The 12,131-nt window shown below is 58.8% G+C and carries 12 protein-coding genes; 5 read left to right on the top strand and 7 right to left on the bottom strand.

Translation table 11 applies throughout. From position 1 onward, the window contains the following. The first annotated feature begins 149 nt into the window (after positions 1-149). The 3 genes from ASD54_RS08260 (at position 150) to ASD54_RS08250 (ending at position 4,053) form a co-directional block, all read left to right on the top strand. Positions 150-1,121, top strand: coding sequence for an alpha/beta hydrolase (locus tag ASD54_RS08260; protein ID WP_062554121.1), 972 nt, complete (start codon positions 150-152; stop codon positions 1,119-1,121). 80 nt (positions 1,122-1,201) lie between these two features. After that, a complete protein-coding gene (locus ASD54_RS08255; protein WP_062554120.1) occupies positions 1,202-2,407 on the top strand; it encodes a CaiB/BaiF CoA-transferase family protein in 1,206 nt (401 codons plus the stop codon). Further along, positions 2,404-4,053 carry a thiamine pyrophosphate-binding protein gene (locus ASD54_RS08250; RefSeq protein ID WP_062554119.1) on the top strand — a complete coding sequence of 550 codons (1,650 nt, stop codon included), beginning with the start codon at positions 2,404-2,406 and terminating at the stop codon, positions 4,051-4,053. The genes ASD54_RS08255 and ASD54_RS08250 overlap by 4 nt, the downstream gene beginning before the upstream one ends. Positions 4,054-4,098: 45 nt before the next feature. Here the strand turns inward: ASD54_RS08250 and ASD54_RS08245 are convergent, their stop codons facing one another. Further along, entirely contained in the window at positions 4,099-4,497 is a 399-nt protein-coding gene (locus ASD54_RS08245) for a RidA family protein (protein WP_062554118.1), read from the bottom strand. Positions 4,498-4,608: 111 nt separating this feature from the next. Between ASD54_RS08245 and ASD54_RS08240 the strand changes: the two genes are divergently transcribed. After that, positions 4,609-5,205, top strand: a complete 597-nt coding sequence (locus ASD54_RS08240; RefSeq protein ID WP_062554117.1) for a TetR/AcrR family transcriptional regulator — start codon at positions 4,609-4,611, stop codon at positions 5,203-5,205. 66 nt (positions 5,206-5,271) lie between these two features. Here ASD54_RS08240 and ASD54_RS08235 read toward each other — a convergent pair whose 3' ends face one another. From ASD54_RS08235 to ASD54_RS08225, 3 genes are all read right to left on the bottom strand, one after another. Further along, positions 5,272-5,613 carry a RidA family protein gene (locus tag ASD54_RS08235; RefSeq protein WP_062554116.1) on the bottom strand — a complete coding sequence of 114 codons (342 nt, stop codon included), beginning with the start codon at positions 5,611-5,613 and terminating at the stop codon, positions 5,272-5,274. Positions 5,614-5,660: 47 nt separating this feature from the next. Beyond that, positions 5,661-5,999 carry a TIGR01244 family sulfur transferase gene (locus ASD54_RS08230; protein WP_062554115.1) on the bottom strand — a complete coding sequence of 113 codons (339 nt, stop codon included), beginning with the start codon at positions 5,997-5,999 and terminating at the stop codon, positions 5,661-5,663. A gap of 76 nt (positions 6,000-6,075) precedes the next feature. Further along, positions 6,076-6,915 (bottom strand): DUF4432 family protein, encoded by an 840-nt coding sequence (locus ASD54_RS08225; RefSeq protein ID WP_062554752.1) that lies wholly within the window; start codon positions 6,913-6,915, stop codon positions 6,076-6,078. A gap of 236 nt (positions 6,916-7,151) precedes the next feature. On the opposite strand from ASD54_RS08225, the gene ASD54_RS08220 reads away from it, so the two are divergent. After that, positions 7,152-8,513 carry a L,D-transpeptidase gene (locus tag ASD54_RS08220; protein ID WP_244484731.1) on the top strand — a complete coding sequence of 454 codons (1,362 nt, stop codon included), beginning with the start codon at positions 7,152-7,154 and terminating at the stop codon, positions 8,511-8,513. A gap of 66 nt (positions 8,514-8,579) precedes the next feature. Here ASD54_RS08220 and ASD54_RS08215 read toward each other — a convergent pair whose 3' ends face one another. The 3 genes from ASD54_RS08215 to ASD54_RS08205 form a co-directional block, all read right to left on the bottom strand. Then, positions 8,580-9,296 carry a ParA family protein gene (locus ASD54_RS08215; RefSeq protein ID WP_062554114.1) on the bottom strand — a complete coding sequence of 239 codons (717 nt, stop codon included), beginning with the start codon at positions 9,294-9,296 and terminating at the stop codon, positions 8,580-8,582. A gap of 218 nt (positions 9,297-9,514) precedes the next feature. Further along, a complete protein-coding gene (locus ASD54_RS08210) occupies positions 9,515-10,660 on the bottom strand; it encodes an iron-containing alcohol dehydrogenase (RefSeq protein ID WP_062554113.1) in 1,146 nt (381 codons plus the stop codon). A 6-nt stretch (positions 10,661-10,666) separates the two neighbouring features. Further along, positions 10,667-12,046 (bottom strand): aldehyde dehydrogenase family protein, encoded by a 1,380-nt coding sequence (locus ASD54_RS08205; protein ID WP_062554112.1) that lies wholly within the window; start codon positions 12,044-12,046, stop codon positions 10,667-10,669. Between the last annotated feature and the right edge of the window lie 85 nt (positions 12,047-12,131).

Below are 12,131 nucleotides of genomic sequence, written 5' to 3'. Positions count from 1 at the left end.
ACAGCCAAAGGCACAGCGACGCAGGTGCCCCAAACTGCTCTCCACGAAAGGCTTGGACGATTGATGCGAAACATGCCCGTTGCCTTCCGAACGCACTCCCGTCACAACTGGCTTCACAGTCAGGAAGACGGCGAGGAGATAGCACGTTCATGTTCGAATCGATCGAGCGGCTGAAAAGCGGAAGCGGCGCAGATCTGGCGCTCCGGCATCAACAGGCTGTTGGCGAACCCAAAGGCGTGATTCAAATTTGCCACGGACTGGCCGAACATTCAGGACGCTACGAGCAATTTGCGCGCGCCATGGCGCAACAGGGTTTTGCTGTTTATGCGCATGATCATCGCGGGCATGGGCATACCAAGGCCGCCGATGCTCCTGTCGGCCGTTTCGCGAAGGAGGATGGCGTTGGGAAGGTCATTGCCGATGTGACCGCCGTTACCGATCACGCCAAAGCCGCCTATCCTGATCTACCCATCTTTCTCTTCGGCCACTCCATGGGTGGGCTCATTGCCCTGAATACGGCCGTAAGCCAGCCTCGCACCTATTCCGGGGTTGCCATCTGGAATACCAACTTCGCCGTTGGCGCAATGGGGAGGCTGGCGCAAGTGGTTCTCAAGACCGAACGCGCGCTGAAGGGCTCGGATGTCCCCAGCCTGATCTTGCCCAAGCTCACCTTCGAGACCTGGGGCAAATCCATGCCCGATTCTAAAACTCAGGCAGACTGGCTGAGCCGGGATCGTTCCGAAGTAGAAGCCTACGAAGCCGATCCGCTTTGCGGTTTCGATGTCAGCATATCCATGTGGCTTGATGTGTTCGAACTGACCTTCCGTGGGACGGAGGCGAGCCTTCTATCCAGACTGCCAAAAGCCCTGCCCTTCCACTTGGTCGGAGGCGGACAGGATCCCGCAACGGAAAAGGCAAAAGCCATCGACTGGCTCTCCCACCGTCTCGCGAGGGCCGGCTTCACGAATATCCACAAGCGCATCTATCCACTGATGCGTCATGAGACCCTGAAGGAAATCGGCCGCGAAGAGGCTATGCAGGAGTTTAGCGACTGGATGTCTGCGACGCTTTCTCGACCGACCGCGCCTATTCAAGCTCTTTCGACTGGAATGATGTCATGATTTTTAATCAAGTGTCGTTTGCGCGTGACGCCGCTATGAATGGATGAAACATCAGCCAAGGCGGAGCTTGTCGTCCCATCATGATTGCCTCACCTCCCCACGCCGCCCCTCTGCACGGCATTCGCGTCATTGAACTCGCTCGCGTTCTGGCAGGCCCCTGGGCAGGCCAGATGCTGGCTGATCTGGGTGCAGATGTCATCAAGGTCGAAAATCCAAATGGCGGCGACGATACACGGGCCTGGGGGCCTCCTTTTGTGGAAAGCGTGAATGGCGACAACCTCTCTGCCGCCTATTACCACTCCACCAATCGCGGCAAACGCTCGGTGGCGGTCGATTTCAGCGCGCCGGAAGGTCAGGAAATCGTCCGGGAACTGGTAAAGGATGCCGATGTCATCATCGAAAACTTCAAGCTCGGCGGCCTGAAGAAATACGGCCTGGATTATGAGAGCCTGAAGGCCATCAACCCGAAGCTCGTCTACTGCTCCATCACAGGCTTCGGTCAGAATGGCCCTTATGCCTCCCTCGCGGGTTATGACTACATTGTTCAGGGCATGTCCGGCTTCATGTCCATCACCGGCACGCCGGACGGCGAACCCATGAAGGCAGGCGTTGCGATTGCCGATATCTTTACCGGCATCTATGCGGTTACGGCCATTCAGGCGGCCCTCATCCATGCGCTGAAGACCGGCAAGGGCCAGCATGTCGACATGGCACTTCTGGATGTCATGTCGGCAGTCCTCGCCAACCAGAACATGAACTATCTCATTTCTGGCAAGGCGCCGGTGCGGCTGGGCAATGCCCACCCGAATATCAGCCCCTATGAAGTGGTTCCGACTGCTGACGGCCATCTCATTCTCGCCGTTGGCAATGACGGCCAGTTCGCGCGGCTCTGCAAGATTTTGCGGCTAGAAGAAATGAGCGCAGACGCGCGCTTTGCCACCAACAAGGCACGCGTGGCAAACCGCGAGGCGGTTCGTGCCGCCGTCATCGCCAAAACGGAAACATGGACGAAAGCGGACCTGCTGGCCGCCTGCGGGGAGAATGCCGTACCCGCCGGTCCGATCAATTCGATCGACGAAATGTTCGACGATCCGCAGATCAAGGCGCGCGACTTGAAGATCGATCTCGCTGCGCAGGATGGTACGGTCATTCCCGGCGTGCGTACGCCGATCATTCTGTCCGAAACGCCATTGACCTATCACAGACCAAGCCCTGCACTGGGCGAACACACAGATGAAGTCCTCGCAGAGCTTGAGGCAAAGAAACAGGAGAGGAAACAGGCATGAAGACCGGCGGCCAACTTATTGTCGATGCGCTGAAGGCCAATGGCGTCAAACGGGTTTCCTGCGTTCCCGGCGAAAGCTACCTCGCCGTTCTCGACGCTCTCTATGACAGCGGCGTCGAGGTGATGATCTGCCGTCAGGAAGGCGGCGCGGCAATGATGGCCGATAGCTGGGGCCGCCTGACAGGCGAGCCGGGCATCTGCATGGTCACACGCGGCCCGGGCGCCACCAATGCCTCGGCTGGCCTTCACGTCGCGATGCAGGATTCAATCCCGATGATCCTCTTCATCGGGCAGGTTCAGCGCGATGCGCGTGAACGCGAAGCCTTTCAGGAAGTGGAATATCGCCGCGCCTTCACCGAATTCGCCAAATGGGTCGGCGAGATCGACGATGCACGCCGTATCCCGGAATTTGTAACCCGCGCCTTCGCTGTCGCCACGTCTGGTCGCCCCGGCCCTGTAGTGCTTACCCTGCCGGAAGACATGCTGCGCGATGTCGTCGACGCGCCGGAAGCCAGACCCTACACACCGGTGGAAAGCCACCCGGGCGAATCGCAGGTCAAGGCGTTCGGGGAAATGCTGCGCGAGGCCAAGCGCCCGATGTTCATCATCGGTGGCACGCGCTGGAATGAACAGGCGGTCGTCGATTTCCGGGCTTTCGCTGAGAGGTTCCGCGTGCCCGTCGGCTGCTCCTTCCGCCGCCAGATGCTGTTCGATCACACGCATAGCTCTTACGCGGGCGATGTTGGCATCGGCATCAACCCGGCACTGGCGAAGGAGATCAAGGAGTCAGACCTGATCGTGCTGCTCGGTAGCCGCATGTCGGAAATGCCCTCCTCCGGCTATACGCTGCTGGACATCCCCTACCCGTCGCAGAAGATCGTGCACGTCTTCCCTGACCCGGAAGAGCTTGGCCGCATCTATCGCCCCGATCTTGCCATCGTTGCAGCGCCTGCCGAATTCGTGGCGGCCATCAAGGATCTGGAAGCGCCCGCACAGCCTGCCTGGGCTGAGCGTACCGCCACCATGCATGATGCCTATCTGCGCTGGTCCACCCCGCCGGAAACCGGACCGGGCGATGTGCAGATGGGCCCGATCATGAACTGGATCGAGGCGAATGTGCCGAAGACCGCCGTCTTCACCAATGGCGCTGGCAACTACGCAACTTGGCTGCATCGCTTTCACCGCTTCCAGGCCTACAACACGCAATCGGCCCCGACCTCCGGTTCCATGGGCTATGGCCTGCCTGCCGCCGTGGCGGCCAAGGCCCTGTTCCCGGAACGCGAAGTCATCTGCTTTGCGGGTGATGGCTGCTTCATGATGCACGGCCAGGAATTCATCACCGCGGTGCGCTATGGTCTGCCGATCATCACCGTGCTGGTCAACAACGGCACCTATGGCACCATCCGCATGCATCAGGAACGCGATTACCCGGGCCGTGTCAGCGGCACTGATCTCGTCAACCCGGATTTCGTCGCTTTTGCGCAAGCCTATGGCGGCCATGGCGAGCGGGTCTCAAAGACCGATGAATTCGGTCCGGCCTTCGAACGGGCCCGCGCAAGCGGCAAGCCCGCCATCATCGAGGTCATGCTGTCGCCCGAAGCCATCACGCCGACGCGCACGCTGACGCAGATCAGAAACAAAGCCTGACGTGTCAGTGGCTGCGGCACTTGCGAATGCCGCAGCCCGACAGGCTCAGTTGTCGCCCGGAATGCGGGCGATGACCTTGATCTCGAAATCAAAGCCTGCCAGCCAGTTCACGCCAACGGCAGTCCAGTTTGGATAGGGCTTTGTCGGAAATATTTCCTGCTTGACGGACATGATGGTCGGAAACTGGTTTTCAGGGTCCGTATGAAATGTCGTGACATCCACAATATCGTCAATGCTGCAACCGCCTGCCTTCAAGACCGCCGAGAGATTGGCGAAGGCCTGACGGACCTGGGCTTCGAAATCTGGCTCCGGCGAACCATCAGCGCGGCTTCCAACCTGTCCGGAGACAAACAGCAAATCGCCGGACCGGATGGCGGCGGAATACCCATGCTTTTCATACAGTGCATGCCGTTCTGCCGGGAAAACAGCTTCACGTCGACTCATCTCATACTCCTTGCGATTTTCAAGCGCCTCAAATACGCTTCGTATGTGAGAAAATAATTACATACGCGACGTATGTCAATTCAGATACGCAGCGTAGGTGAGAGAGGGTGGATGTCAGCAACACGCGTTGAGAAAGCCGAACAAAACCGGAAAAAGCTGCTTGCGTCAGCGCGGAAGGCCTTTGCAGAAAAGGGCTATGCCGAGGCTTCCATGGATGAATTAACCGCCGAAGCAGGCCTTACACGCGGCGCTCTCTACCACAGCTTCGGCGACAAACGGGGGCTTCTGGCCGCCGTCGTGGATCAGATCGATTCAGAAATGGCCGCCAAAGCGAAGATACGTGCATCATCCGCGCAAAATGATTGGGATGCGATGCTTCTGGAGGCGAAGGCTTACATCGAGATGGCTCTGGAACCAGAGGTTCAGCAGATCGTGCTGCGTGATGGACCGGCTGTATTAGGTGATCCGTCTCGTTGGCCAAGCCAGAGCAGTTGTCTGGCAGAAACGCTTCGCACGGTTGAGAGCTTGATCGCGAAAGGAATCCTGCGGCCGGTCGATCCGGAAGCAGCTTCTCGCCTGCTCAGCGGCGCAGCTTTCAACGCCGCCATGTGGGTCGCAGCCAAGGAAAATCCGCAGGCTTCGCTGTCGCAGGCAATCGAGGCATTCAAAGCTCTCGCGGAAGGACTTCTGCTTGATAGGCAGTCCTGAATTACGAAAAAGCCCGGCGGATCAAGCCGATCCACCGGGCTTTTGAATCAATATGTCAGGCGCTGATTACAGCGCAGCCGTGACGATGAACTCGACCTTGTAGTCCGGCGTGGCAAGCGCTGCTTCGCTCGTTGCGCGGGCTGGCGGGTTCGCCGGATCGATCCAGCTTTCCCAGACGGCGTTCATTTCACCGAAGGTGGACATATCCGACAGATAGATGATCGTCTGAAGAATCTTGGACTTGTCCGAACCGGCAGCGGCCAGCAGGCGGTCAACTTCAGCCAGAGCCGACTTGGACTGTTCGGTAACGCTTGCGCCTTCACCAACCTGACCAGCCAGGTATACCGTGTTGCCGTGAACGACGGCGCCGCTCATGCGCTTGCCGGGTTCGATACGCTTGATGCTCATAATATGCTCCTCAATGGATTGAGCTTGCAGAAGGTCGTAAACAGAAATCAGCCGCGCAGATGCAGGCTCTTCTCGTAGATGGCAGTCGAGCGCGCGCCCGAGCGGCAATAACCCAGCATGGGGCGCGGAAACTCATCCAGCGCATCCACCATGCCCTTTACCGCCTCCGCATCGACACCCATCCGACCGACCGGCACATGCGCGATGTCGAGGCCAAGCTCCTTGGCGCGCGCCGCAATCTCGGCAAAGGAAGGCTGCCCCGGCTCTTCTTCATCCGGGCGATTGCAGACGATGGATTTGAAACCCAGAGCCTTGATCTGGTCGAGATCGCTGGGAAGAATCTGCCCTGTGACGGAATACTCGTCGTTGATCTGGCGGATATCCATGGTTCAGCCTCCGGCTTGGAAAATGTTGGGCTTTCAATTACGACGCAGGCTCGCCCCCGTCAATCGCGGTACCAGTTCAAACGAAACTGAAGCGAAGCGCGTAGTCTGCGCTTTCACCCGGCTTCAGCATCTCCAGTTCTCCTGAGCGGGCCAATTCTTCGCGGCTTGCCAGACGATGCGACACGGGCTCGATGCCCAGCACATGCGCCGGTTGCTTCTGATTTCTCCACACCTGCAGATAGGGAAGCGTGCTGGTCAGAAACTTCACACGCAGCGTCACGCCGCCAAGGCTGGCAATCGGGCCGAGCGACACCTCTGCCCAATCCTCACCTTCAGCACGGGCTGGTACGCAGAACACCCCGCCCGGATCGTCCCCGAAATTCCATGGAAAGCCACCGCCCTCCAGCATTTGGCCATTGAGCCTTACATTGTCATCGAAGAGCCAGGCCCCGATGTTCATATGGTACATATGCACCTTGGCTATGGGCTTCTCGCCAACATTGGTCACCTTGTCAGAAAGGCAGACCTCCCCCGTCGCGCCATTCATCCGCCAGTGACGGTCGAGAACGACAGAGCCGCCATCGGCGGTTTGAACCGGAATGCGCGCCGTGCACTCCGCCTCGTCTCCCTGCGCATCCCAGAACAGGATTTCAGCCGGATGGGAGGAGAAGGATCCGTGCAACGGATAGCGCTTACCCGAAGCATCGCCATCGATCGGAACAGGGTGGCGGATATGATCAGGCCCGCAGGTGAACAGAAACCCTTCGAGCGAATGGTCGATGCGTGCATCTCCATCGTCGGGAATGGCGCGTCCGGGTGCAATATCGGTATTGGCGACAATACAGTTGCCGATATCCATGACGCTTGTCGGATCGAGATGGATGATCGGCCCACGGCCCGCAGAAAATTGCTTCACATTCGCCTCCCAGACCTGTGATTGGTTCACAGGCTAATAAAATGTTCACGTTAAGCTCGTGTTCACCCTGAATTTTTATCTTTTCCACACTTGCGTCAAAATCGGCCTGTCTGACAAAAGTCGGTAAGGTGGGGTGGAACGCGACGGCGGATTCGCCGTTTCCATTCGTGTTCTCTAACGGTGATATCGTGAAGCGCTTATTTGTGACAAGCCTTGGCATTGCAGCCCTCGTCAGTGTGCAGGTGGCATCCCCTGCCCTTGCGCAAACACGCTACGTGCGTTCGCCCTCCAACGTCGTGCTGGTCGCTCCCGATGGCGCCATTCTGGATTACACGCCAGATAGCCGCGATGTCGTGATCAGCCGAGACAATATGGGTCGCCGTGTCTATCTTGATCACTGGGGCAATCTCGTTGCCACCGAAATGCGCAACGATACCTACGGCGGCAATCGCTATGATCCGTCCGCCGGCGGCTATGGCCGGCAGGACCCCTACGCTCCGCGCTACAACGATCGCTACGGCCAGAGTGCGCGCGGTGGCGGCTATCAGGATTACCGCCAGTACCGACCGGGTGAGCCCGGAGAGGTGACAGGTTCCATTCCGCGTGATGCATCCATTGATCGCCTGCCGCTGGATGCCGATGGCGCGATCATGGACGATGGCCAGGAAGACGCCAGCATAGAGCCGCAGCGCGCGCTTCCGCAGCCTAACATTGCCCCGTCGAGCAACAAGCCCATCATCGCCGTGACCAAGAAGCCGCAGGCGGAGATTGCTGCCCTTCAGGTGTTCCTTGACCGGCAGGGCATTTCTCCCGGCGTTATAGACGGTCATCTGGGCGACAACGTCAACAAGGCTGTCGCCGCCTGGCAGGAAATGACCGGCGAGACGCTCGATCCGAACAATTCCGAAGACATCATGCAGCGCCTGACCTATGAGGGCGGGCTCCCAATCGTGGACTACACGATTACCGCAGCCGATGCGGCGGGCCCTTATGTTGCGTCCATCCCGGATGATTATGCCCACAAGGCGCAGCTTCCAGCCATGTCCTTTACATCCGTGACAGAGGCGCTCGCGGAACGCTTTCACATGGATGAGGAATACCTGAAGTCGCTGAACCCCGGCGTCGATTTTTCCGTGCCCGGCTCGATCATCAAAGTCATCAATCCGGGTCAGCCGAAAACCGGCGAAGTGGTTCGCGTCGTTGCCAACAAGGCCAAGAAGCAGGTCTTCGCCTATGGTGCGGACGGCCGCCTGATCGCAGCCTATCCGGCAACCATCGGTTCGTCCGACACGCCTTCCCCGAGTGGCACCCACACAGTGGAGCGCATTGCGCTGAATCCGGGCTATACCTACAACCCGAAGATCAACTTCAAGCAGGGCAATAACGACAAGATCCTGCAGATCCCCCCGGGGCCGAACGGGCCGGTCGGTACGGTGTGGATTGCGCTTTCCAAACCCACCTACGGCATTCACGGAACGCCGGAACCCTCCAAGATCGGTAAAACCAACAGCCACGGCTGTATCCGCCTGACCAACTGGGACGCAACCGAACTCGCCAAAATGGTAAAGCAGGGAACCGTGGTGGAGTTCGTGGATTGATCTGCTTACCTGCGGACATGCAAAGGGGCGCCGCGGCGCCCCTCATCTTTTCGGCCATTGTCTCATTCAAGCGGCTGAACGATTGAAGTTCAGCACACGCGCCACGCCGGAGCGAACGATGCGCATGGGCATCAGGCGCTTCACCTCATCGGCCAGAGCGCGAATATTGTCGCGGGCCTTGTCGAGGTTTGAAACCTTGGCCGCATCCAGCGAATAGAGCGTGCCGCCTACTTCGAACAATTCGCGGAAGGCCGTGCGTTCGCCAATCGGCGTATTCAGCACGTTCACACCGCGCTGAGCCAGCAGGCCCTTGATCGCGAGAAGAGAGCGCGTCGTGACCATGGGCGTGACGCGGGTCAGCACCACGGAATGGGCGACGGCATGGCCTGCCTTTTCCTTCATCAGCGCCAGGAGGTCGAGGATCTGTGCCGCGCCCTTGGCATCCATGGCAGAACCCTGGACAGGAATGAAAACGTGATCAGAGAGACCGAGCGCAGTCGTCACCAAAGCGTCGCGCGCGCCGGCAAGATCGATAACGAAGTAATCCGTCTGTCCCGCCATCTCGCGCAGATGACACTGCAGAGACGCAACAGATACTTCCGTAATGATGGAGATGTTTCGGACAGCGCCTGACAACTCATGCCACTGGCTGATCCAACGCTGAGGATCCGCATCGATCAACGTTACACGATAGCCCTGATGAGCGAGTTCGGTGGCCAGTAGCAGTGCTGCGGTGGTTTTGCCTGCCCCACCCTTGGCATTCGCGAAAGAAATCACGGGCATAAATCGGCATCCTCGTCTGTAATCGAGCCGCATCGCTCAAACGAGCACCGGAACATGTGCTCTTGATGCAAAGTTTCTCTAAACAGGGTTAACGATGTGTAAATTCACAATCCGTTAAATTTACCTAACAGAACTTAGGATTGGGCACGCCGGGGAATACGCGCAAAAAGAGGCCCGACGATAGGCCGGACCTCCACAGGTTTGATAATCGTCAAATCTCAGAAGCAGTCGCGGAAAAGCTGCTTGGTATTTTCCAAAGTCAGCGTTACCGGATTGCCGCCGCAGGACGGGTCCTCAATGGCCATGGCGGCGAGTTCATCGATTCGGTCCGGCTGAATTCCCATGGCCGTCAGGTTTTCCGGCACGTGAAGTTCGCTGCGCAGTTTCAGAACGTAATCGTAGAAGCCGTCAAATCCGCCCGCGATCCCAAGGTAAGCCGCGGCACGCTCGATCTTCTCCTCGATCTTCGAACGGTTGAACTTCAGCACGGGCGGCATCACGACAGCATTCGTCATGCCGTGATGCGTATTGTAAACGGCACCGATCGGGTGGGATAGCGCGTGGATGGCACCCAAACCCTTCTGGAACGCAACGGCACCCATAGCGGCCGCCGCCATCATGTTGGTGCGGGCTTCAATATCCGTGCCTTCGTGGAAAGCGCGCGGCAGAAACTCCTTCACCAGCCGCATGCCCTCCAGCGCAATACCCTGGCTCATGGGATGGAAGAAGGGTGAGCAATAGGCTTCCAGGCAATGGGCGAAAGCATCCATGCCGGTTCCAGCCGTAATTGCCTTCGGCATGCCGACCGTCAGTTCAGGATCGCTGATCACGACACCCGGAAGGAACTTCGGGTGGAAGATGATCTTCTTGACGTGCGTGACCGAGTTGGTGATGACCGAAGCGCGGCCCACTTCCGAACCGGTACCCGCAGTCGTCGGAACCGCAACGATAGGCGCAATGCCTTCCACCTTGGCGCGTGTCCACCAATCACCAATATCCTCGAAGTCCCAGACCGGGCGATCCTGCCCAACCATGAAGGCCACGCATTTTCCGAGATCGAGGCCGGAGCCGCCGCCGAAAGCAACGACACCATCGTGCCCGCCTGCGCGGAAAGCCTTGATGCCCGCCTCAAGGTTCTTCTCATTCGGGTTTGGATCGACATCCGCGAAGATGGCGCGGCCAAGGCCCGCCTCTTCCAGCACGTCCAGCGCCCCTTGGGTGATCGCCATATTGGCAAGACCACGGTCGGTGATCAGCAGCGGCTTCTTCATGCCCAGCGATTTGCAGGCGTCCGCCAGTTCCTTGATACGGCCACGGCCAAGCTTGACGGCGGTCGGATAGCTCCAGTTTGCGGTAATGTTCATGGCGTCTCAGGCTTTCTTGAGGTGATAGGACTTCGGACGGGTCAGGCTGTGGAAACCGAGAACGGAGAGCGAACCGCCCCGTCCGGTTTCCTTCACGCCCGTCCAGACCAGTGCCGGATCGAGATAATCGCAACGGTTCATGAAGACCGTGCCGGTTTCGAGTTCGGTGCCGATGCGGGAAGCGCGTTCCTCATCCTTGGTCCAGAGCGAAACGGTGAGCCCGTATTTGCAATCATTCATCAGGTCGAGCGCCTCGGCATCGCTCTTCACCTTCATGATGCCAACGGCGGGACCGAATGTTTCCTCGCGCATGAATTCCATGGAGTGGTCCACATTCACCAGGATCTGCGGCATCAGATAGGCACCACCATCATCCTGCGGAAACAGCTTCGGATCGACCAGCGCCTTGGCGCCCTTGGCAACCGCATCCGCCACCTGCTGACGCACGGTCCTGGCAAAACGTACATTGGCCATCGGCCCGAGCGAGGTTTCCTTGTCCAGCGGATTGCCCAGCTTGTAGTTGGAAACCCAGGCCACGGACTTCTCGACAAAGGCGTCGTAGAGGCTCTCATGCACGTAAATGCGCTCGATGCCGCAGCAGCACTGGCCGGAATTGAAGGTCGCGCCATCCATCAATGTATCAACGGCAGCGTCCAGATCCGCGTCTTCCATGACATAGCCCGGATCCTTTCCGCCCAGTTCCAGCCCCATGCCGGTAAAGGTTCCGGCAGCGGCTTTCTCCACGGCACGGCCACCTGCGACAGAGCCGGTGAAATTGATGAAGTTGAACGAACCGGCGGCAATCAGCTTTTCGCTTGTTGCGTGGTCGAGGAACAGGTTCTGAAACACGTCAGCCGGCACGCCTGCTTCCACGAAGGCACGCACCATGCGCTCACCAACCAGCAGTGTCTGAGCCGCATGCTTGATGATGACCGTATTGCCAGCCATCAGCGCCGGAGCGACCGTGTTGATTGCCGTCATGTAGGGGTAGTTCCACGGCGCGATGACGAAGACGACGCCATGCGGCTCGCGCTCTATGCGGCGCGTAAAGGCGGCGCTCCTCTCGATCTCGATCGGCGCCAGCGCCTCTGCGGCCACGCTTGCGACATAGTTCGAGCGCTCGTTGAAACCCTTGAACTCGCCGCCATAGCGAATGGGGCGACCCATCTGCCATGCCAGTTCCGGCACGACCTCGTCCACCATCTCGTTCAGGCGCGCAACGCCCTTCATCACCAGTTGAACGCGATCCTCCAGCGGGCGCTTGGCCCAGTCCTTCTGCGCCCGGCGCGAGCGAGCAACCGCTTCGCTGGCAGCTTCCAGAGAACTGGCAGGACGTTCGGCATAGACCGAACCATCTACCGGCGAGATACATTGGATCATTGTCATGATCGTTTTCCTGTTACCCTTCAAAGAACGACAGCGGCACCGCCGCTGCCATGATGACATAGCTGTTTATACGGCCAGACAGACC

This window comes from Rhizobium sp. Root149 (assembly GCF_001427345.1).
Classification (GTDB): Bacteria; Pseudomonadota; Alphaproteobacteria; order Rhizobiales; family Rhizobiaceae; genus Neorhizobium; species Neorhizobium rhizoryzae.
This window is presented reverse-complemented; position numbering and strand designations above follow the sequence as displayed.